This is a genomic window from Bartonella sp. AA2SXKL (assembly GCF_042197205.1).
In the GTDB taxonomy this organism is placed as follows: domain Bacteria; phylum Pseudomonadota; class Alphaproteobacteria; order Rhizobiales; family Rhizobiaceae; genus Bartonella.
The window spans coordinates 157,009-180,266 of sequence record NZ_JBHIRN010000001.1; the positions used below are offsets into that span (position 1 = coordinate 157,009).

At 37.1% G+C, this 23,258-nt stretch carries 14 protein-coding genes; 12 read left to right on the forward strand and 2 right to left on the reverse strand.

Translation table 11 applies throughout. The annotated features are described in order from the left end of the window. Nucleotides 1–82 precede the first annotated feature (82 nt). A complete protein-coding gene (locus tag ACFINS_RS00580; RefSeq protein ID WP_375611373.1) occupies nucleotides 83–1,615 on the forward strand; it encodes a YifB family Mg chelatase-like AAA ATPase in 1,533 nt (510 codons plus the stop codon). 11 nt (nucleotides 1,616–1,626) lie between these two features. On the opposite strand, the gene ACFINS_RS00585 is transcribed toward ACFINS_RS00580, so the two are convergent. After that, complete coding sequence (locus ACFINS_RS00585; RefSeq protein ID WP_375705754.1) at nucleotides 1,627–2,508, reverse strand: transporter substrate-binding domain-containing protein; 882 nt, start codon at nucleotides 2,506–2,508, stop codon at nucleotides 1,627–1,629. A 1,253-nt stretch (nucleotides 2,509–3,761) separates the two neighbouring features. Between ACFINS_RS00585 and gyrB the strand changes: the two genes are divergently transcribed. The 11 genes from gyrB (at nucleotide 3,762) to tsaE (ending at nucleotide 22,194) form a co-directional block, all read left to right on the forward strand. After that, nucleotides 3,762–6,194, forward strand: coding sequence for a DNA topoisomerase (ATP-hydrolyzing) subunit B (gene gyrB / locus ACFINS_RS00590; protein WP_375611371.1), 2,433 nt, complete (start codon nucleotides 3,762–3,764; stop codon nucleotides 6,192–6,194). Between the two features lie 118 nt (nucleotides 6,195–6,312). Next, nucleotides 6,313–7,095 carry a bifunctional demethylmenaquinone methyltransferase/2-methoxy-6-polyprenyl-1,4-benzoquinol methylase UbiE gene (gene ubiE / locus ACFINS_RS00595; protein WP_375612796.1) on the forward strand — a complete coding sequence of 261 codons (783 nt, stop codon included), beginning with the start codon at nucleotides 6,313–6,315 and terminating at the stop codon, nucleotides 7,093–7,095. A gap of 2 nt (nucleotides 7,096–7,097) precedes the next feature. Further along, on the forward strand, nucleotides 7,098–8,684 hold the full coding sequence (gene ubiB, locus ACFINS_RS00600) for a 2-polyprenylphenol 6-hydroxylase (RefSeq protein ID WP_375608982.1): 1,587 nt from the start codon (nucleotides 7,098–7,100) through the stop codon (nucleotides 8,682–8,684). A gap of 68 nt (nucleotides 8,685–8,752) precedes the next feature. Then, nucleotides 8,753–10,174: a bifunctional phosphopantothenoylcysteine decarboxylase/phosphopantothenate--cysteine ligase CoaBC gene (coaBC, locus tag ACFINS_RS00605; protein WP_375612794.1), complete on the forward strand. Its 1,422-nt coding sequence runs from the start codon at nucleotides 8,753–8,755 to the stop codon at nucleotides 10,172–10,174. A 1,893-nt stretch (nucleotides 10,175–12,067) separates the two neighbouring features. Further along, a complete protein-coding gene (locus tag ACFINS_RS00610; protein WP_375611367.1) occupies nucleotides 12,068–12,787 on the forward strand; it encodes a sulfate transporter family protein in 720 nt (239 codons plus the stop codon). Nucleotides 12,788–13,773: 986 nt separating this feature from the next. Beyond that, on the forward strand, nucleotides 13,774–14,694 hold the full coding sequence (accD, locus tag ACFINS_RS00615; RefSeq protein ID WP_375611366.1) for an acetyl-CoA carboxylase, carboxyltransferase subunit beta: 921 nt from the start codon (nucleotides 13,774–13,776) through the stop codon (nucleotides 14,692–14,694). 4 nt (nucleotides 14,695–14,698) lie between these two features. Continuing rightward, complete coding sequence (locus tag ACFINS_RS00620; protein ID WP_375705755.1) at nucleotides 14,699–16,018, forward strand: bifunctional folylpolyglutamate synthase/dihydrofolate synthase; 1,320 nt, start codon at nucleotides 14,699–14,701, stop codon at nucleotides 16,016–16,018. Between the two features lie 44 nt (nucleotides 16,019–16,062). Then, nucleotides 16,063–17,061 carry a complex I NDUFA9 subunit family protein gene (locus ACFINS_RS00625; RefSeq protein ID WP_375649002.1) on the forward strand — a complete coding sequence of 333 codons (999 nt, stop codon included), beginning with the start codon at nucleotides 16,063–16,065 and terminating at the stop codon, nucleotides 17,059–17,061. 713 nt (nucleotides 17,062–17,774) lie between these two features. Then, a complete protein-coding gene (gene ahcY / locus ACFINS_RS00630; protein ID WP_375705756.1) occupies nucleotides 17,775–19,172 on the forward strand; it encodes an adenosylhomocysteinase in 1,398 nt (465 codons plus the stop codon). A gap of 34 nt (nucleotides 19,173–19,206) precedes the next feature. Continuing rightward, entirely contained in the window at nucleotides 19,207–21,672 is a 2,466-nt protein-coding gene (locus ACFINS_RS00635) for an ATP-binding protein (protein ID WP_375705757.1), read from the forward strand. 51 nt (nucleotides 21,673–21,723) lie between these two features. After that, on the forward strand, nucleotides 21,724–22,194 hold the full coding sequence (gene tsaE, locus ACFINS_RS00640; protein ID WP_375611362.1) for a tRNA (adenosine(37)-N6)-threonylcarbamoyltransferase complex ATPase subunit type 1 TsaE: 471 nt from the start codon (nucleotides 21,724–21,726) through the stop codon (nucleotides 22,192–22,194). A gap of 680 nt (nucleotides 22,195–22,874) precedes the next feature. On the opposite strand, the gene trxA is transcribed toward tsaE, so the two are convergent. Beyond that, the gene (gene trxA, locus ACFINS_RS00645) at nucleotides 22,875–23,198 is read right to left on the reverse strand and encodes a thioredoxin (protein ID WP_375611361.1); all 324 of its coding nucleotides are present in this window, start codon (nucleotides 23,196–23,198) and stop codon (nucleotides 22,875–22,877) included. Nucleotides 23,199–23,258: the final 60 nt, after the last annotated feature.

Genomic DNA, 23,258 nt, shown 5'->3' on the forward strand with positions numbered 1-23,258 from the left:
AAAAAAAGCTATAGAGATGCTTCTTGATTTTTATAAATAGATATGATTGTCTCTACCAAGTCTAAAGGGGGAAAATAAATAAATGATCGCACGTATTACAACTGTTGCTTTTCGCGGTCTAGAGGCAGTCCCTGTCGATGTACAGGTTATGATTTCGTCTGGTAAAATAGGAATGGCTATTGTTGGATTAGCTGATAAAGCAGTTGCAGAAAGCCGTGAACGTGTACAAGCAGCCCTCCACGCTTGTGGACTTTCTATGCCTACTAAACGAATTACGATTAATCTTGCACCAGCTGATTTGCCTAAAGAGGGATCGCATTATGATTTGCCAATCGCCGTAGGCTTAATGCTTGCTATGGGAATCCTCCCTCCCGAAGTAGCTCAAGACTATGTCATTTTAGGAGAATTATCACTGGATGGTTCACTTACCGCCGTTAATGGTGTTTTACCAGCTGCCATGACAGCTTTATCACTCGATAAAGGACTGATTTGTCCCTTCCAATGTGGACCTGAAGCAGCATGGGCAAATGCAGAAATAAATATTCTTGCCCCAGAAACTCTGCTCACTATAGTCAACCATTTCAAAGGAACCCAAATTCAAAAACGTCCACAACCGCGCCAATATACTATCGAAACTGAACTTCCAGATCTTTGCGAAATAAAAGGACAAAAAACAGCCAAACGTGCCTTAGAAGTTTGTGCTGCTGGACGCCATAACCTTTTGTTTGTAGGTCCCCCTGGTGCTGGAAAATCTATGCTAGCGCAACGCTTACCTTCCATTTTGCCACCTCTTGATAGCCGTGAGCTTTTAGATGTCTCTCTGATTGCTTCTATTACAGGAGAAACGGTTCATAATACCATTTCACTTCATTGTCCCTTTCGTTCCCCACATCATTCTGCTTCCATGGCCGCAATGATTGGTGGAGGGCTTAAAGGACGACCGGGAGAGGTCTCCCTTGCTCATAATGGTGTGTTATTCCTTGATGAATTGCCTGAATTTTCTCCACAGGTTCTTGATTCTCTTCGTCAACCTTTAGAAAGTGGGGAGTCAGTTATTGCCCGCGCTAATCACCATATTAGCTATCCTGCTCGCTTCCAACTTATTGCCGCAATGAATCCTTGCCGTTGTGGTATGGCAGGCGAAAAAGACCATGTTTGCCCTAAAGGGATACGCTGTCAAATCGATTATCAGTCCCGTATTTCTGGTCCTCTGCTTGACCGAATTGATTTACGGATTGATGTCCCTGCTTTGACGGCTATGGACCTTATGCAACCAGAACAATCAGAAAAAAGCTGCGACGTTGCCAAACGCGTCGCACGGTGCCGTACCATTCAAGCTAAACGTTTTTCAACAATGGGGTTTGATCATATTCGTACCAATGGCGATTGCCCTGCCAAAATTATAGAACAGATTGCCATTCCTGATAAAAGTGCGACCATACTCTTACGAGATGTGAGTGAAAAAATGCACCTCTCCGCACGCGCTTATCATCGCATTCTCAAAGTTGCACGCACAATTGCTGATCTTGACGGATCAGATACTCTTTCACGCTATCATCTCGCAGAAGCTATTTCCTATCGACTAGGCGCAGAAAGATTAACAGCCCTTAATTAAAAAACTACTCATCAAAAAAAACTTATTGGAAAATAACGCAAATAAAGTTCTGTAAGTTTACCATCCTCTTCTAGAGATTTCAGCGCATAATTGAGTATATCAACCAATTTTTCATTCTTTTTTGCAACAGCAAGCTGCATTCCTTGCCCCAATAACTGTGGCGCCATATATGCCCCCCCAACAAAATGGCAGCAATCAACAGATTTTTGTTTTTTGAACCATAATGATAAAGCAAATCCATCATCAAAAATAAGGTCAATTTTACGCTCTTGTAATGCTTTATAGAGCTCTTCTCTCTTTTTAAACCCTTGCCATTTGGCTTTAGGAAAATAATATTGAAAGAGTTTTTCGTGAACACTTTTAGACAAAACACCACTGGTTAAATGTATCAATTGATCGCTTATTGGCTCATCGAGATTTAAACGTCGAGAAGCAACAAATCGCGCTGGAAAGCGCAAATATGACTTTGTAAAAACAAGATCTTGCTGGGTTTTACTTGTTTCTTTTAAACCCGCAATAATGACTTCTGCACCACCATTTTTAACATGTTCTACAAGCTCTTTCCAAGGAATCACTTCTATTTCACAAAGCTTCTCTAATTTTAATTTTGAGCAAATAGCACGCAATAAATCGATATTATAACCTGCAAGATACCCCGATTGATCAATAAAATTAAAAGGAGGAAAATCAAAAGTTGTTACAAAACGCAAACGAAAGATATCCGTTGTATCAGGTTGTACCAAATGTTCATGCGAATCAAAAAAAGAAGGCAACCTTTCAGCTTCTGCGTAAGAGGAAAATAGAACCCCCCCCGCTACAAATAAAATACGAATAAAAATATTGTATGGATTATTGAATAAAAAGTACTGTAAACGCAATTGAAGATGTTTCACATATATAGATTTTTTTATTTTCAAAATCTCTCCCCCATTTTTCAAAACTAAGATGCACCACTTCTTAACTATTATCTAACGCACTTCACCAAAATATCTGGCGTTTAATAAATAAAATTCTTGCTATTTTTGAAACCATTGAAAATGCTTAGATTTCTGATGTTAATTTTCCAAAATGAATATATAAAAAGTAATTTTAGAGAAAAGCGATTTAATTTTTTAATATAAGAAATAAGCTGTATATACTTTATTGCGTATCTTAAAATATTAAGACCATTTCCTTGCGTATCACAACTTGGGAAGTATATAGATACTATTGAAGAAAAGAGTAAAAATACCCCTCAAATGCCGAGGGTTTTCTCAACATTAAGGTTGCATCAACATTTAAGAGCTGAAAAATAAAATGATGATTCTGATTTGCACTTTATTGTCACGATGGGAAAGATGGGGGACATAAATCTTGTAGTATTCACAGGGTATTTTGCGTTATACTATTCAAACATCGTTGTAAAATGAGTTTGGGAACATTGAGAGATGCTCCTTAAAAAAGCGCGTGAATAAACAGTACAATGGCGTTTTGTTTTGAATGAGCGATGCAACCTCACGAGAATGCAAGAAACAAAAGCGTAAGATAATTCGTTATTACCCTCATTATTCAAAAATATCACCGTAGACGTTTTTTTAAATTGTAAAGTTGAATATAAAAGATGATCGTGGAAACGTGTTTTTACATTTACGCATTTATATTTTCCTCAAATGAAGCTTTTTTCACATTTTAAAGATGACACAAACCAATATACACAATATTTTCGCCTCAATCTAACATACAAAAGTTTGAACTGCTTAGAGAGCTCGCAACCTTTGTTTTAAATATATGGTAGAATTAGGATTGAAAAATTGATTTATGGATAAAACAAGTGAGACCTTTATTAGTGTAACACAAAAATGCATAACTAATTCTGAAACATTACGCATATGCAAAAATAAACAAAGTAAATAGCATCGTTTATGAAACAGCTTTTTGTATAAGTCATAAGTGTTTATTCGCCTTATATCACCGCCCTAGTGTTTTACAGCATAGCAGTACACTATCATTTTATCATTCTCTCCATTATATATCGACAGATATTGAATCTAGATCTGATATACGGTAAATATTTAATGTGGTTATTCCATAAATAACTGATCAGAACATTGAGCTTTAAAAAAAGCGGATAAAATATTGTAAATTGAACACAGGAATGGACTAACTTATGAGTGATGAAATAACCTCACCAGCACAAAGCAATAACTATGATGCCGCTTCTATCAAAGTTCTCAAAGGTCTTGATGCTGTACGCAAACGTCCTGGTATGTATATCGGTGACACTGATGATGGATCGGGGTTACACCATATGGTCTATGAAGTTGTAGACAATGCTATCGATGAAGCTTTAGCCGGTCATGCAACTCTTGTAAACGTCACACTCCATGCTGATGGTTCTTGTTCTGTTCGTGATAATGGACGTGGAATTCCGACAGATATCCATCCAACAGAAGGTATTTCTGCCGCTGAAGTTATTATGACACAGCTTCATGCCGGTGGAAAGTTTGATCAAAACTCTTATAAAGTTTCAGGCGGATTACACGGTGTTGGCGTCTCTGTTGTGAATGCATTATCCGTTTGGCTTAAATTGCAAATCAAACGCAATGGTAAAATTCATGAAATATCATTTACCCACGGGGTAGCTGATGCTCCATTAAAAGTTGTTGGCGATTGCGATCAAGAAAGTGGAACAGAAATTAGATTTTTACCAAGCTCTGAAACCTTTACTATGGTTGAGTTTGATTTTGAAACTTTAGAGCGTCGTTTACGGGAATTAGCTTTTCTAAATTCTGGGGTTTATATTCTTCTTGTTGACGAGCGTCATGCTGATATTAAATCCGTTGAATTGCATTATGAAGGTGGATTAATAGAGTTTGTGAAATATATTGATCAATCAAAAAAAGCTCTGCTTGATACTCCTATTTATATTGCAAGTGAAAAGGATGGTATGAGCGTTGATGTTGCCCTGTGGTGGAATGATTCCTATCATGAGAAGGTCTTGTGTTTTACCAATAATATCCCTCAGCGTGACGGTGGAACGCATTTGATAGGTTTCAGAAGTGCCCTTACACGCCAAATTAATGGCTATGCTGAATCTTCAGGTATTGCTAAAAAAGAAAAAGTGAACTTAACCGGTGATGACTGCCGTGAAGGATTAACAGCTATTCTTTCTGTCAAAGTTCCTGATCCAAAATTTTCTTCACAAACAAAGGATAAGTTAGTCTCTTCTGAAGTGCGCCCTATTGTTGAAAGTTTGGTCAATGAAGGTCTTTCAATATGGCTGGAAGAACATCCTCATGAAGCAAAACTTCTCATTAGTAAAGTGGTAGAAGCTGCAACAGCACGTGAAGCAGCACGCAAAGCACGTGAACTTACAAGACGAAAAGGGGCACTTGATATCACTTCTCTACCAGGAAAGCTTGCCGATTGCCAAGAACGAGATCCCGCAAAATCAGAAATCTTTATTGTCGAGGGGGATTCGGCTGGCGGTTCAGCAAAAAGTGGGCGCTCACGTCAAAATCAAGCAATTTTACCCCTTCGTGGTAAAATCCTCAATGTTGAACGAGCACGTTTCGACCGCATGCTCTCATCTGATATGATTGGAACACTTATTACAGCTCTTGGAACGTCTATCGGTAAGGATGAATTTTCGCCGGATAAATTACGTTATCATAAGATTATTATCATGACGGATGCGGACGTTGATGGAGCCCATATTCGTACTCTGCTGCTCACTTTCTTTTTTAGACAAATGCCCGAGTTGATTGAACGTGGACATCTTTATATTGCTCAGCCTCCTCTTTATAAAGTATCGCGTGGAAAATCTTCCCAATATATTAAAAATGAAGCAGCGTTTGAAGAATTCTTGATCGATACTGGATTAGAAGAAACAACGCTTGAGCTTTCAACGGGAGAAGTTCGTGCAGGGGCTGATTTGTATCAACTCGCTAAAGATGCTCGTATATTACGTCAACTTTTAAATGGTCTTCATACCCGTTATGACCGTAATATTGTTGAACAAGCAGCAATTGCTGGCGCTTTTAATCTTGAAGTCTTTGCAACACAAGAAAAAGCGCAAAAAATAGCAGATACTACAGCACACCGCCTTAATCTGATTGCTGATGATATGGAACAAGGTTGGAGTGGACAATATACAGCAGATGGAAGTTTATGTTTTGAGCGTATTTTGCGTGGTGTTAAAGATGTTGTTACGCTTGATGTGGGACTTATAAATTCAACTGACGCACGCCAAATTGATCGCATTTCTCAAAATTTTATCGACATATATCATCCTCCTGTTCTTTTACGTCGCAAAGATAAAACAGAGCGTATTTTTGGTCCTATGAGCCTTTTAGAGAGCATTTTTACAAACGGTAAAAAAGGTGTTACTCTTCAACGTTATAAAGGTCTTGGGGAAATGAATGCTGAACAACTTTGGGAAACAACGCTTGATCCCAATGCACGTTCTCTTTTACAAGTAAAGATTAATGATGCAACCGATGCAGATTCACTCTTTTCTCGTCTCATGGGTGATGAAGTTGAACCTAGACGTATTTTTATTCAAGACAATGCCTTAAGCGTTGCCAATCTTGATATCTAAAGGTACTCTTCTGTTTTTGGCTGTGTAAACGTCGTAGTTTTATACGTTGTTTTTTCGTAGTTGAACATTCCCTCTCTATTTCATTTACGATAAAAGAAAAATAAGGAAGATCATATACATGGCAATTGAAACAGAACGTGTAGGAACCAAGGGTGGCATGGAGCACTCTTTTGGTTTTACAATAGTAGATGAAACACAAAAACAATCCATGGTGGATGGTGTGTTTCATTCTGTTGCTGAAAATTATGACAAGATGAATGATATCTTATCCTTAGGGCTACACCGTGTGTGGAAAAATTCCATGATTGCTTGGCTTTCCCCACCAGCACTTTCTCATTGGAAAGTTCTTGATGTCGCTGGCGGTACAGGTGATATTGCTTTTCGTATTCTTAATGCTTCACGCCAAAAAGCCCATGCTACAGTGCTTGATATTAATGGCTCAATGCTCAGCGTTGGCAAAAAACGCGCACAAAAAAATGGTCTTGCCCCTCTGATTGATTTTGTTGAAGCCAATGCAGAAAATCTACCTTTTGAAGATCAAAGCTTTGACGCTTACACGATTGCTTTTGGAATTCGCAATGTTCCTCATATTGATCAAGCTCTTAGAGAAGCTTTTCGTGTTTTAAAGCTCGGTGGACGTTTCTTATGTTTAGAATTTTCAAATGTCGAGATGCCTTGGCTCGATAAAATTTATGATCTTTGGTCTTTCCATGCTATCCCTAAGCTAGGTCAATTTATCGCAAATGATGGCGATGCTTATCGTTATTTGGTTGAATCTATCCGCAAATTTCCTAAGCAAGATGATTTTTCCCATATGATCAAGCATGCGGGGTTTTCGCGGGTATCGTACCGCAATCTCACCGGTGCGATTGCAGCGCTGCATTCAGGTTGGAAAATTTAAAAATGGTGCAAATTTCCCCTTACTTTCAATTGATGCGTGCAGGATGGGTTTTAACACGTGAAGGTGTTTTAAGTGCTCTTCCTCATGATGATCTTCAAGGATTTCCAGCGCTATGTCATCGTATAGCGAGTGCATTAGCACGACGCAAAACAAAAAAGAAACAGCGATCTGAAAATATTTCATATGCCATTAATAAGCTTGGACCCTCTTACATAAAACTTGGTCAATTTCTTGCCACAAGACCTGATATTGTTGGGCGTGATATTGCGGAAGATTTGTCACAGCTACAAGATCGTGTCCAAACATTTTCTTGCACTGCCGCTATTGCTCAAATTGAAAGTTCTCTTGGTCGCTCTATTGATGATTTATTCGTAAATTTTTATCCCCCCATTGCCGCCGCTTCTATTGCTCAAGTTCATCCAGCTGAATACAGTGATGAAACTGGCCATAAGAAAAAATGTGCTGTAAAAGTTATTCGTCCCAATATCAGAGCACGTTTTTCTAAAGATCTTAGAGGATTCTATCTCATTGCTCATTTACAAGAGCGCTATATCCCTGCCTCTCGAAGGCTTCGTCCTGTTTGTGTGGTGGATACTTTAGCACAAACAACACGACTTGAAATGGATTTACGCTTAGAAGCAGCAGCTATATCTGAAATGGCTGAAAATATTCAACATGATACAGGCTTTCGGGTTCCACGTATTGACTGGGAACGGACAGGACGTAATGTTCTTACAATGGAATGGATTGATGGTATAAGAATATCCGAAACTTCCAAACTCAAAGAAGCAGGATTTGATTTGAAGGCGCTTGCTATTACGCTTATTCAATCTTTTCTTCGTCATACACTGCGTGATGGTTTTTTTCACGCCGATATGCATCCTGGTAATTTATTTGTAGATGAAAAAGGATGTATTGTTGCTGTTGATCTAGGCATTACAGGAAGGCTTGGTAAAAAAGAAAAGCATTTCCTTGCTGAAATTCTTTATGGCTTTATTACCCGCGATTACCATCGGGTTGCACGCGCCCATTTTGAGGCAGGTTATGTTCCTTCACACCATAATATCGAAAGCTTTGCGCAAGCCAACCGCGCTATTGGCGAACCAATTCACGGACAATCAGCACAAAGCATTTCCATGGCTAAATTGCTCACTTTATTGTTTGAAGTCACTGAATTATTTGACATGCAAACGCGACCTGAACTTTTATTGTTGCAAAAAACGATGGTTGTTGTGGAAGGCGTTGCCCGCACATTAGACCCCACTTTTAATATGTGGAAAGCTTCTGAACCCGTTGTCAAAGAATGGATTAGTAAAAATTTAGGACCCGTAGGCGTTGCAAAAGACTTTAGTGAAGGAGCACAAGCTCTCCTTTCGCTGGCACGCAAAACACCACAATTGGTTCAAAATTTCCAACGGATAGAAGAAGATTTCAATCAAATGAGAAAAACAGGTTTTAATCTTTCTCCTGCTACCCTCAAACAACTTGCTGTGGAACAAAGTCATAGAAACCGTTATGGTCGTTATAGTCTTTTTATCATTGCACTTTGTTGCGCTTGTCTTACTTTTTACTTTTTTCATCTTTTCTAATCTCCTTAATATGCTAAAAATATCAACAATGAAATCATTGCAATCATTTTATTTCTTGGAGGTATTTTATGGCCAGTATTACCATTCGTAACCTGTCTCCTGAAACCAAAGAAGCTTTACGCATACGCGCCGCGCAAAATGGTATTTCTATGGAAGAAGAAGTCCGACGCCTTTTAAGCAATCCCACTCCTCTCACCACACAACCCCTTCATACTAGCGCTGTTGAAATGCAATCATTGAAATCAAAATCTCTCCTTCTTATTATTGGTGGAAGTATTGCATCCTATAAAGCACTTGATTTGATTCGCCGTTTACAAGAACGTGGAGCACATTTAAAAGTTGTAATGACAAAAGCAGCGCAAAAGTTTATTACGCCTTTAGCCGCTGAAGCTTTAAGCGGTGGTACTGTATATACTGATTTATTTTCACGCGAAGAAGAACACGATATCGGACATATCCGTTTAGCACGTAATGCTGACCTGATTATTTTAGCCCCTGCTACAGCCAACCGCATTGCAAAAATAGCCAATGGCATAGGAGATGATCTGACTGATTGCATTCTTTTAGCGGCACGCTGTCCACTCTTAATTGCACCCGCCATGAATCCGTCCATGTGGGCGCATCCTGCCACTATTCGCAATGTTGCACAACTGCGCGCAGATGGCGTTCATATCATCGGACCAGAAATCGGAAATATGGCTGAACGTGACGAGATAGGATATGGACGCATGAGCGAACCTTTAACTATTGTCGCTACCATAGAGACTATTTTGAATGTGCATGAAAAACCTCTCTCTGACCGCCATTTCATCGTTACCTCTGGCCCTACCCATGAACCAATTGATCCAGTGCGTTATATTGCTAATCGGTCTTCAGGTAAACAAGGCCATGCCATCGCAACCGCTCTTGCGCATTTGGGTGCAAAAGTAACACTTATTTGTGGACCTGTTAATCTTGCAGACCCACAAGAAGTAAAAACCATTCATGTTGAAACAGCACAACAGATGTTACAAGCCGTTCAAACCGCATTGCCTGCTGATGGTGCTATCTTTGTTGCCGCTGTTTGTGACTGGCGCAGTCAAACGCAGTCTTTACACAAAATTAAAAAGAATGCTCATAAAATACCACCATCCCTTCATATGGTTGAAAATCCTGACATTTTAGCAACGATTGGACACGCTCCAAACCGCCCCTCATTGGTCATTGGTTTTGCTGCTGAAACATGTGATATCATTGCCAATGCGCAAAAAAAATGTGTTGAAAAAGGAGCTGATTTCATTCTTGCTAATGATATTTCTCTTCAACTAGATGGTACAAGTGTCATGGGTGCTGATACAAATCAAGTTTATCTCGTAAGTAGAAAAAAAGTTGAACAATGGCCCCATATGAGTAAACAACACGTAGCGCAAAAATTAGCAAATGTGATTGTATCATTTCTTGCCCCCAAAACACCTACTCCTCATGAGGAAAATATACCCCTTTGCAAATAAGAACTCTTCAAACGCGTTGATATTAAAACACCTTATAAAATAGAACTGACAATATGTGTCTATCCATCTCAATTAGTATATAATATTTCTGGTTTATAATGATAATATCGCATTGTTCATATTAAATTAGAATCCCAGATATCATAAGATTCTCTCATTCCTAATCTCTCTCATGTTGAATCAATAAAAATCATTTTCTTGCACGTTGTAAACAAGGATAACTGTATGAATACAAAACGTTTCAGAAAGAACTAAAAGCGCTTATAATGGACCGTCTCAAGAACCAAGGGCTTGTCTCGGACAACACTGAGGATGATGGTGCCAACGTGCTCTTTTTATTAAGCGTAAAGTTAGTGATGCCCTAAAAGTTTTATATTATTCACGAGAGCTTTACCCATATACCATTCACAAACTCTGTTGCGAAATGGGTGTGATGAGCCGTTGGGAAATGTTTTTTTAAAAAATCCTATCTCACCCTAGCCTTCATAAAAGCAGGATCTATTGCACCACTGTCTCGCCAGCTTATAAAAAAACAAGCTATCATTCACTTTGGCTACCATCAATTTTGACAAAGCTCTTGTAATGGATAAAATTTATAAAAAGCATTTTCTTTCTTCAATGTTTTTATCCACATATTGGTCATATTTATGATATGCAAATAAATGATTTTGATTGTTTCATGATGAGAGCAGCTAATGAGAAAATATGACAACTTTATTTTGAGCTCTTATTCGCTATGAAAAATAATGTATAAATCAATGATATTATAACATCTCAATGCAATTTTAAGCATACTTCATGCTGACGCTCATAAAGAATGTAGACAAAATTCATTGTACCACTGTCTATAAGTTTATGAAACTGAAGCCTTTATTATTTTCCTCAGTGATCGGTCTTTAAGATTAAATGTCTGTGTCCTCTCTCCAGAATACCAAGACCACAAAGACTAGAATTTTATCCATGATATCTTCACATTGTGATGTTTCATGAGAAGCATTTTTATTCCTTTATCGAAAGCTTTGTATCCATACATTGGTCTCGCCTATAATGTGTACGTAAATAATTTTTTGATGTTGAATAGAGTCTTTGAAATTAAAGAATATTTCTATATTTGGGATTCTTATTCAAGTTGAAAATGATCAATTCTCTTCGATAAATTAGTGGTGTTATTATTTAAAAATTATTTGATACAGTGCACCACTTGTATGAAAAGTGCTTCAATGAATGCTGACTTCATTGCACTTATGGCTTTTAAAATTCAAAATCTCATCATTTTTAAGCATCCGTGGTTTCTCCCTTTCTTTGCTTCTTCTCAAAAAACTGCTCTTCTATGGGATCTGACAGTCAATCGCCTAAGCTTATTTTTTCCACTTCTATCATATTAATCATTCTGTTGCCCAAAATTAGAATATCTACGGAGCTACTACGTTACCCCTATTTATTCCATTGAACTCAATATTTTTTTGAAAGTGAGAGGCAAAAGCATGCCGCCAAATAGTAGAAAAGTACAGAATTTTAGGAATTGTGCAAAACAATTAAGCACTTAGATAAACGAAGTTAGATAACTCTACTGAATAAATAGAAGTAAACAACTTTTCTCCCAAATAGTTCTTATTCCTTAATTTTTTACATATATCATATAAACGCAATAATCTACACTATGTACAAAAATACTAAAAATTTCTTCTACAACAGCTACTTTTTAAATTCTTCTTTGTTTTTAAAAATCAAAATTTCTATTTATTCAAACTTTATTTTTAACAAAGAAACCTTAACCGTTTTTTATAATGTTCTTGAAAAAAATCTTGTAATTCAAAGAAAGAAAAAATTACACTGTACATACTTTAAATATATTTCTTGTTTTTTTTGCTTCTTTCCTTAGTTTATTAATCTATGATTTTTACTGCTGCTTATCGTGCTTTACAACGTCTTCTGACCTCGCAATATCGTATTATGATACTGAAAGCATTGGGGGTTACTTTTTTCATTCTCACCATTTTATGGTTATGTGTGCACCAACTTTTTGTGTCTTACTTTTGGCCCTGGATTGCTCAATTTCTTCCTGGACTCCCTAGTTGGGCGGGATGGATTGGTTTTAGCATGCTTATCATCTTTAATCTTGGGTTGGCTCTTTTGTTGGCTTTTTTGATTGCACCCATCACAGCTATGATTGGTGGTTTTTTCATTGACTCTGCTGCTGAAATCATTGAAAAGGAGGATTACCCAAACGAGCCTATTGGACAAGCCTTGCCGTTTCAGCGTTCTCTTATCATTTCCTTTAAATTTGTTATTTTAAGCCTTCTTGGTAATGGAATTGCTTTTATTTTATTCTTCATACCAGGTATTAATTTAATTGCTTTTTATCTTATTAATGGTTATTTGCTCGGTCATGAATATTTCTTGTTTGCGGCTTACCGTTTTCGAACAGAGCAAAATGCGCGTGCTTTTTTACATACTCATTACACAACAGTTTTTGGCGCAGGATTATTGATAGCGCTTTTTGTTTCGATTCCTATTATTAATCTAGCAACACCGCTTTTTGCCGCCGCCTTTATGACACATTTACACAAAATGCTTTCCCAAAAGACCATAGCACGCATTACACAAAAATAGTGTTCCTTGACTTTAAGGTTAATAAAACTTGCCAGCCAAAGAAAGCATAATATAAAATTTTATGCTTTATCTTTTATTAAAGCAATATATTGATTTATAATGATAACTTATCGTTTCACAACATGAGTGAAAAACCTAAATATTATGAGGGTTTCTCATTTTAATCCTATTCATATTGGATCAATTGAAATCGTTTGTTAATATGTCATAAACGGAGGTGGTGTGCGGATAAAAGTACTTTCAAAAAAGCGTGAAATATCTTTATATGAATCCTCTTAATGCAAACATTATCGTCGTATTGAAAACTGAAAAAGAATATGATGGTGCCGCTTTGTACCCTCTATTTCAGTAAAAACGGATAGCATAATGTCTTTTATACCATTCATGGAGAGTGTATACTCTTCATAAGAGAGTTTTGGAAATTATTGAAAGATATCTGTGTAAAACAAGCACGTAAATGAGTAATATAATGATATTTTGAGCGTATTCTATTTTAATTGTAAAAAGCGTGCGCTTTAAAGAAACCTTTTGAAAAAAATCTTGCTCTGATGTTAGCGTTTCGCTAATATAGCGTTATTGTATTCATTATCTTTAATGGATTATTTTAGCCTTGTTAGCGCCTTATACTATAAGGTTTCTTTTCTTCAAAACTGTTGATACGAATGATTAATTGGATATTCATTTTTTATTAAAAATAAGGCGTTTGTTAACCATCGCAAGGAGTAAATTTTAACACCAAAGTAAAAAATACAAACATGTAAGTTCTTAGAACTTATGAGAAATTTATTATAGGGAATACTCTTCATGATGCATATGATTGTTATGATATGGGAAAAATTAAAAATTAAAAAACAAGCTATACGTACGCTGATAAAAGTATTAAATAGACTCCTTTGTTCAACCGGTAAAGTAAATGTGACTGCTTAAGTTCTATATTCTTTCAAATCATGCAAAAGATGCACAATATTTAAAGGAAGGTTATAAAGATGAACTGGATTACAAATTATGTTCGTCCTAAAATTAACTCTATATTGGGGCGCCGTGAAATTCCAGAAAATCTATGGATTAAAGATCCTACCAGTGGTGAAATGGTCTTCCATAAAGATCTGGAAGCTAATCAATTTGTAGCTCCCAATTCTGGTCATCATATGCGTATCAGTGCTAAAAATCGTCTCATGCATTTTTTTGATGATGGTGTTTATACAGCTCTTGAAAATCCAAAAGTTGTAACAGATCCTTTAAAATTTCGTGACGAAAAACGCTATATTGACCGGTTAAAAGATTATCGTTCTAAACTTGGGGTTGATGACAATATTTTAAGTGCACGTGGTACGATTGAGGGTTTGCCAATTATTGCAACTGTTCAAGATTTCGCCTTTATGGGTGGATCACTTGGTATGGCTTCAGGAGAAGCTATTATCAAAGCTTTTGATACTGCCATTGCTGAAAGGCGTCCGCTGGTTCTTTTTGCTGCTTCTGGTGGTGCACGCATGCAAGAAGGAACACTCTCGTTGATGCAAATGCCCCGTACAACTGTAGCGATTGAAATGTTGAAAGAAGCAAAGCTTCCCTATATTGTTGTGCTGACTAATCCAACCACCGGTGGTGTTACTGCTTCTTACGCCATGCTTGGTGATATTCACATTGCCGAGCCTGGCGCTATGATTGGTTTTGCTGGTCCACGTGTGATTCAACAAACTATACGCGAAACCCTACCAGAAGGTTTTCAAAGTAGTGAATATCTGCTTGAACATGGTATGATTGATATGGTTGTATCGCGTTTAGAAATGAAAACAACAATTGCGCGTATTTTACGCTTGATGATGAAACGCCCTGCTGTTTTTAACCCTTCCGATCCATCCCCAACAGACTCTCAAACATCGCTTTCTAGGACAAAAGCAGCTTAAGTTTATGCAACAAAGTCAAATACAAAGGGTGGTGGATGATTTACTAAAAAATTATCCGAAAAAATTTGATCTTTCTTTAGAGCGTATTGTTCACCTTTTAGAGCGTCTTGGTAACCCACATTTAAAACTTGCCTCTGTTATTCACATCGCTGGAACAAATGGCAAAGGATCTGCTTCAGCAATTTGCCGTGCTCTTTTGGAAAGTGCAGGATACCGCGTTCATGTTTATAGCTCACCTCATCTCGTCAACTGGAATGAACGCTGCCGGTTAGGTCAAAAAGGAGGTGGTCAACTTGTTACAGAAAACCAATTGGCTGAGACAATCCGTGAAATTATAAAAGTAAATCGTCAAGAGCCGATTACTATTTTTGAAATTTTTACAGCCGCTGCCTTTATGTTGTTTAGTATACATCCAGCTGATGTTGTCATTTTAGAAGTTGGATTGGGAGGACGTTTTGATGCTACCAATGTCGTTAACAAACCAGCTGTATCGCTTATTATGCCCATTGATTATGATCATGAGAGCTTTCTTGGAAATACAATTGCTCAAATCGCTTTTCAAAAAGGAGGGATTATCAAACCAAACGTTCCTGTAGTCATTGGGAAGCAAAATTATGAAGAAACTCTTGCTACTTTAATACCCCTTGCTAATAAAAATAAAGCATTTTATGCTCTCTTTGATCAAGATTATCAAAGTTATAAAGAACATGGACGTATGGTTTTTCAAAACAATCAAGGTCTCATGGATCTTCCCCTTCCTAACCTTATTGGAGACCACCAAGTTGCCAATGCTGGTGCATCTCTTGAAGCAGTTTATCAAGCGGGTTTTCAACTTTCAGAACAAACCATAAATGACGCTTTAAAAAATATTTATTGGCCCGCACGAATGCAGCATCTTACCCAAGGACTTTTGGTTGATCAACTATCTCCTGATATTGATTTATGGTTAGATGGTGGTCACAATCCTGCTGCAGGAAAAGTTATTGCGGCAGAACTTACACAATGGAGAAAAAAAACAGATCGCCCCATTATTATGATTGCTGGCATGCTTAATACCAAAGATGCTGTCGGTTATTTTCGTCCTTTAGCTAACCTTGTCGATAAAGTATATACGATACCGCTGCTTGACAATAATGCCAGTATCTCTCCAACAGACTTAGCTGAATCAGCCCAAAAAGTAGGAATCCCTGCTGCCCCAAAAGCGCACCTACAAGATGCTTTGCATAAAATTAAAATGGAATATAAAGAGGCTATTGTCCTTATTAGTGGTTCTCTTTATCTTGCGGGTGATATTTTGCGTGACAATAAAACACCACCGTGCTAGATAATTAGCTATTTTTAAAGCTTTGAAAGATAGACTTTTTAATCATGCAACTTGATTGTGCACTTTATCAACATCCTAAACTCATTACTGTTTTTGGCGGATCCGGTTTTGTAGGACGACATGTCGTTGAAACTTTGACTAAGCGGGGATATCGCGTTCGTATCGCTGTTCGTTGTCCACAAAAAGCTTATTACATGCTCCAAATAGGAGAAGTAGGACAAACCCAAATGCTTAAAACAGATATCAAGCATCGTGCTTCTGTTGCACGCGCATTGCTTGGAGCTGATGCGGCAGTGTTTTTGCCTGGTAGCTTAAAACAAGCAAATCAATCGAATTTTAAAAAAACACAAATTGATGGTGTTTACAATGTTGCTGAATTAACAGCAGAAACTGGTATTCCGCTAATCTATATGTCAACACTTGTGGCTAACGAGAATGCTTCATGTCTTTATGCACGTGTTAAGTTTATGGGTGAACAAATCATTCATAACAAGCATCCTCAAGCAATTATTATCCGTCCATCCGTTATCTTTGGACCAGAGGACTGTTTCTTTAACACCTTGGCAGATTTGTCACGTTTTTTACCAATTATGCCTCTTTTTGGAGGTGGGAAAAGCAAATTGCAACCCGTGTATGTTGGTGATGTTGCTGAGTTTATCGCGCGCGCTTTAGATGGACAAGTTGCTTGGGGAAAAAATTATGATCTTGGTGGTCCCCAGATTATCACCTTCCAAAATACTCTTGAAAATATACTCAAAATTATTCACCGTAAAAAAACAATCCTATCCATGCCCCTTTCTGCTGGTCTATTGATTGGAGGAATTTTGGGAACAGTCGGTAAATTGCCTTTTGTACCAACACTCGTAACAGCCAATCAGATACGTTTTTTGCAAATGGATAACATTGTTTCTAAAGAAGCTATAGAGAATGGATATACTCTAGAAGGTGTGGGAATTACCCCCAGAGCAATGGCAGCATTCTTGCCAAGTTATCTTTGGCGATTTCGTCCACATGGTCAATTTTCCCAAAACCTATTCGTTTAGAATAAATTCTTCTAAAACTGAGTTAATTATTTGATTTATAATTCATCGCTCGTTGTTAGCAGTTTTAAAATCAGAGTGTTCAATAGAGTGATGTTTTTACATTTTAAATACTCTATTCAGTATCACAAAAAATGTTTAATCGTATATCTATAATCTTTTGATAAAAATCGTTGAAAACAAGAGAAAAGCACTTCTTATAAACTGTCTTTATCCAAGAGCAGATGCAACATTGGAATCCTAAAGAACCGATTCTGAATTGCCTATTCATAAACATGATAGCCTATGGCTTTGCATTATATTATTTTGCTAAAAAGCTTAATAATGAGATTAAAGTAATACTTCCTTTTTCAACAACCGCATAAGTGAGTAGAATATGGGTATACTACTTTCGATATTATCCCATAAAAAATCGATATAAAAACTGTGAAGCAATGCACCATTTTTATTATTTAAAAGGTATTCCCTCTAGAGATTTTTAAAAGCTTTAAAGTTACGTGAAAAGGATAGAGTTTTGTTTATATAATAAGACTTATCATGAAGATCTCTTATTCTGTTAGTAACATCACTACTCAGATCCGTAAATGCATATTTGTTGCACAAATTTATGGAGATTTTAAAAGAGCTTTTTCACATAGAGAAGTCCTCTTCTTGTCTTGCATTTTTTTTTAATTTCTCCTACCGTCTTGGAAAAACTTATTTTAAAGGAATGAAGAATGGCAGCTCAAGATTTTGTTGTCAAAGATATTGCACTTGCCGCTTATGGTCGTAAAGAACTTAATATTGCTGAAACTGAAATGCCTGGTTTGATGGCTTGTCGTAAGGAGTTTTCTTCCAGCCAACCTTTGCGCGGAGCGCGTATTTCTGGCTCATTGCACATGACAATTCAAACAGCTGTTTTAATTGAAACATTAAAAGCGATTGGCGCCGATATACGGTGGAGCTCTAGCAATATTTTTTCTACGCAAGACCATGCAGCAGCAGCTATCGCCGCAACTGGCATTCCTGTATTTGCCGTTAAGGGTGAAACATTGGAAGAATATTGGACTTATATAGATGCAATCTTCCAATGGCCAGATGGTAATCCTTCCAATCTTATTTTAGATGATGGAGCTGACGCCACAAACTATATTTTAATGGGAAGTCGTGCAGAACAAAATAAAGATATTTTATCGCATCCCAAAACAGAAGAAGAAGAAATTTTTTTCAAACAAATACAAAAGCGTATGGATGCAACGCCAGTTTTTTTTACACGACAGCGCGCAGCAATTAAAGGTGTAAGCGAAGAAACCACAACAGGTGTAAACCGTCTTTATCAGTTACAAAAAGAAGGACTTCTACCTTTTCCTGCTATTAATGTTAATGATAGCGTCACTAAATCAAAGTTTGATAATAAATATGGATGTAAAGAATCATTGGTCGATGGTATTCGACGTGGAACAGATGTGATGATCGCTGGTAAAACTGCCATTGTCTGTGGTTATGGTGATGTAGGAAAAGGTTCAGCAGCATCTCTTTCTGGTGCTGGGGCTCGTGTTAAAGTAACAGAAATTGATCCTATCTGCGCTCTTCAAGCCGCTATGGATGGCTATGAAGTTGTTAATTTGGATGATGCTGCTTCCAGTGCTGATATTATCATCACGACAACAGGCAATAAAGATGTTGTTCGTTTAGATCATATGCGACAAGTAAAGGATATGTGTATTCTTGGAAATATTGGTCATTTTGATAACGAAATCCAAGTCGCTGCCCTTAGAAATTTGCCATGGACAAATATTAAACCACAAGTTGATATGATCACCTTTCCCGATGGAAAACGCATCATTTTGCTCTCTGAAGGGCGTTTGTTAAACCTCGGGAATGCGACTGGGCATCCTTCTTTTGTCATGTCAGCCTCGTTTACTAATCAAGTTTTAGCGCAAATTGAACTTTTTACCCGTTCAGAACACTATACAAATGAAGTCACTGTTTTGCCTAAACATCTTGATGAAAAGGTTGCACGTCTACATCTGGATCGGTTAGGAATAAAATTAAGTGTTTTATCAGAAGAACAAGCCGCTTATATTGGAGTCTCACCACAAGGACCTTATAAACCAAACCATTATCGTTACTAATACGTTTCCTTGGGTTAAAAAAGGGAAAGATGCCGTGCTCAGCTTTGGTGACTATAACCCCAAAGAAAAAGCTCAAAAAGAGATCCGAATCTATACGTATATATTTTGCCTTTTTTTCTTTTTTTCTCCAACATGCGCTTTTGCTCAGTCATTGGAAGGTTATTTACCATTTTTCTTCACTTTGCCGAATGGTCCATGGCTGCTTTTAGCGCTGTGTGGAGGAATTTCTTGTGCTTCACTTCTCACGTGCCTAGCTGTTATTATGCGTGCAAAAAAAACTGCACAGAAGCCTTTGAAGATAATTCAGGCAAATTTTTCTGAAAAACTTAAATATTATGAATGGCTTCTGGAAGAAACCGAGCAATTCCTTCTTATTTGGGAAAATCCAACAACCTTACCCCGTGTCGTTGGTGCCCTTTCTGCATTGCAAAAAATAGGAATCGACCAGAAAGATTTTCAGCGTTTTGAGCTCTGGGTTGAAGAAAATTCTCTGCGAGAACTTGATTATGCATTGACTCAACTACGTTGTAAATGTCACCCTTTTGATCTTTCTATCACCACCACAAACAATGTACCGCTACAAGTTACAGGAGTCATCGCAGGAACAGTCGCTATTGCTCGCTTTCAAGATATCTCAAAACAACAGAGTGAAAATGCTCGTTTACAGAAAGATATCGCCCGCCTTCTTACTGAACTGAGAATGCAGCGTAATCTTCTTGATCTTATTCAAGAGCCCGTATGGATAAAAGATTGTGAAGGAAAAGTTTGTTTTATCAATCGCGCCTTTAGAGAAATGACAGACTCTCGTGAAGACAGTGATGACGTGGGGGATCTTTTCAATGAAAATACACAACGCAAAACAGATGAAACAGAAACAATTTTTCAAGAACATGTTTATACGGTTATTGGTGGAGAACGGCACCGTTTTCATCTCACACGTATTACAACAGCTGAAGGGATGGCAGCTTTTGCACGTGATGACAGCGCATATGAAAATCTTGCTCATGAATTAAGATATGTTCTTCAAAGCCATTGTGAAACACTTGACCAAATTTCAACAGCTGTAGCCATTTTTGATACAAACCAAAAATTAAAATTCTGTAATCATGCTTTCAAAATTTTATGGCCGTTGGAGAGTTCTTTTTTAGAAAGTGAACCAAGCCACACATTGTTTCTTGAACGTTTACGTGAAAAGGGGCTCATTGCTGAACACCCTGATTGGCGCGCATGGAAAGAAGAACTTTTAAAAGCCTATTGGCAAACAGAATCGAACCAACAAATTTGGAATCTTCCAGATGGACGTACGGTGCGTGTTGTCTCGAACCCTCATCCACAAGGAGGTGTCACTTGGCTTTACGAAAACCTTACAGAAAAAATTGATCTTGAGCGTCGTTATAATACACTTATTAAAATACAAGGTGAAACACTTGATAAACTTTCTGAAGGTGTGGTCGTTTTTGGTACTGATGGACGCCTTCGCTTATCGAATCCTGCCTTGTCGAAATTGTGGTCTCTTCCTTATAATTTACTGGTAGAAGGAACCCATATTACACAGTTACAAAGCCATTGTTCAGCCTTAACCTTGGGGCAAGAATGGGATCAATTTACCAAGTTCATTACCGGTTTTGCTGAAAAACGTGAAACATTTTCAGGTCGTATAGATCTTAAAAATGATATGATTATTGACTATACTCTGGTCCCTCTTCCTAATGGACAAACGATGCTTACTTTTGTGAATGTTACGGACACTGTCCATGTTGCGCGTGCTCTTCAAGAAAAAAATGAAGCATTAGAAAGTGCTGATCGTTTGCGTAATGAATTTGTCCAACATGTTTCTTATGAATTACGCACACCTCTCACCAATATTATTGGATTTTCGGATATTTTACGTGATCAAATTTTCGGCTCTATCAATGAACGTCAACAAGAATATCTTGAACACATTCATTCAGAATCAGGAACTCTTTTAAATATTGTTAACGATATTCTTGATCTTGCTACCCTTGATGCAGGCATTATGGAGTTGGACATAAAATCGGTTAACATTGCCGATGCTATGATACAAGCAGTAGCACGTGTAGAAGATCGCCTTAATGGACGGCATATTACGCTTTTACAACAAATTTCTCCTTCCTTAAATTCTATTTCTGCTGATGAAAAGCGCTTGCATCAAATTTTTGTGAATGTACTGAGTAATGCTATTAATTTTGCAACGGAGGCGAGTACTATTGAATTTTGCGTCGATGAACAAGATGATAACATTGTCTTTAGCGTTCACAATCAGGGCTCTGACATCCCAGAAGACGTTCTTGATCGTATTTTTAAACGTTTTTCTTCCCATTCACACCATGGTGGGCGTGCGGGAGCGGGTCTTGGCCTTTCCCTTGTAAAAAGTTTCGTTGAACTACACGGTGGACATGTTGAAATTCTTACCGGTTCTGGAAAAGGAACAACAGTTAAATGTTTTTTCCCACTCTCCAAAGGAGATACGATTTTTTAATTTTAACCTTTATGATAACAAAAATTTTTCATCCATTTCATGGAACTTTTAATGAATTTTAGTTTTTTTCTTGAAAATGAAGAGGCAACAAAGCTTTTTGCACAAAATTTAGCTCTTTCTTTAAAGCCAGGAGATCTTGTAACGCTGCAAGGAGATCTTGGAACTGGAAAATCAACCATTGCACGTACAATCATTCAAACACTTGCGAACGATAACACTATAGATGTTCCAAGCCCTACTTTTACTCTTGTGCAAAGCTATCAACTTCCAAAGTTTGAAATTATTCATGCTGATCTTTATCGCCTTTCTATGGCAGAAGAAATTGATGAATTAGGGCTTCATGAAGCTCGTGAGAAAAATATTTTACTTGTTGAATGGCCAGAAAGAAATACAGCTCTTTTAGAACTCGCCACTTTTGCACTCACCTTACACTATAAAGAACATGGGCGTCATGTAACAGTTAGATCAGCGCAACATTCCATTGAATGTTTGCAACAGTCTTTTACAATTCGTACATTTTAAAAAAACATGAACATCATCATTTTTTAATTTGATAATACCTCAGTACTACCTATGAAATCTGAGATGATGGACAACATAAAGAAGGCTTCATGGAGGCACCAACCATGGAAGATGAAACGAAATGCTGACTCTTTTATATAACAATGACATAAATTGCAAAGGACAGCCGTTAATTTATAGAAATTCATCAATTTATTTTAGAGAATCTGATACCTACAATTTTGATTTTAGAGAATAGTATAAGAGAATTTTAAATTGAAGTGATAACCCTTTATAAGAGCATTATATAACCTGTAGTGAATTGCTTGTCTCTTTCTGCTTAAAAATTGTGAGCTTCAGAAAAGTAATTTGCAAAGTTTTTGCTTAAAATCTCCCTTTATGTGTTGAAAATACTATCTATCTCAATAGTCTTATCTAAGAAGAAATACCTTTAATGAAATTATCATTCACCCAATATTTTTAACGCGCCTATAAGGAAAGAATTGCATATATTCTTCATACAAAGCAATTTTTTATAAAAAATGGTCAATTGAATCATGCATAAAAGCACGAATTCTTAAATTCATTTAAAATTTTGATTTTTATTGTCTTTTCATTATAATATAATGCAAAAAAGAATATTTTAAAAAAATCAAAAGGAGAGACAAAATTTCTCTCCTTTATAGTGATTATATGTGGAATTAACTAAGCCCATCTTTTATCCATTCAGAAAGACGTCCTTTAGAGGTAGCGCCAACCATATTCGATGAAATATTTCCATTTTTAAACATTAGTAATGTAGGGATAGAACGTACTCCGTATTGGGTAGCCAGTTCCGGATTTTCATCAATATTTACCTTAGCAATTTTAACTTGATTTTGCATTTCTATTGAAATTTCATCCAAAATTGGAGCAATCACTTTGCAAGGGCCACACCATTCTGCCCAAAAATCAACCACAACAGGGGTGGAAGAGGTTAGAACTTCACTTTCGAAATTGTCCTTATCAACTTTTATACACGTCATTGATTTATCCTTTATATTCACCTTTTATAGATTGGTATAATAACAATTCATATCAAGTTA

Coding starts and splice junctions, on each gene's coding strand:
- ACFINS_RS00610 (WP_375611367.1), top strand. CDS start 12,068: ATGATTTTTACTGCTGCTTATCGTGCTTTACAACGTCTTCTGACCTCG.
- ahcY (WP_375705756.1), top strand. CDS start 17,775: ATGGCAGCTCAAGATTTTGTTGTCAAAGATATTGCACTTGCCGCTTAT.
- ACFINS_RS00580 (WP_375611373.1), top strand. CDS start 83: ATGATCGCACGTATTACAACTGTTGCTTTTCGCGGTCTAGAGGCAGTC.
- ACFINS_RS00620 (WP_375705755.1), top strand. CDS start 14,699: ATGCAACAAAGTCAAATACAAAGGGTGGTGGATGATTTACTAAAAAAT.
- tsaE (WP_375611362.1), top strand. CDS start 21,724: ATGAATTTTAGTTTTTTTCTTGAAAATGAAGAGGCAACAAAGCTTTTT.
- coaBC (WP_375612794.1), top strand. CDS start 8,753: ATGGCCAGTATTACCATTCGTAACCTGTCTCCTGAAACCAAAGAAGCT.
- gyrB (WP_375611371.1), top strand. CDS start 3,762: ATGAGTGATGAAATAACCTCACCAGCACAAAGCAATAACTATGATGCC.
- ACFINS_RS00625 (WP_375649002.1), top strand. CDS start 16,063: ATGCAACTTGATTGTGCACTTTATCAACATCCTAAACTCATTACTGTT.
- accD (WP_375611366.1), top strand. CDS start 13,774: ATGAACTGGATTACAAATTATGTTCGTCCTAAAATTAACTCTATATTG.
- ubiE (WP_375612796.1), top strand. CDS start 6,313: ATGGCAATTGAAACAGAACGTGTAGGAACCAAGGGTGGCATGGAGCAC.
- ubiB (WP_375608982.1), top strand. CDS start 7,098: ATGGTGCAAATTTCCCCTTACTTTCAATTGATGCGTGCAGGATGGGTT.
- trxA (WP_375611361.1), bottom strand. CDS start 23,198: ATGACGTGTATAAAAGTTGATAAGGACAATTTCGAAAGTGAAGTTCTA.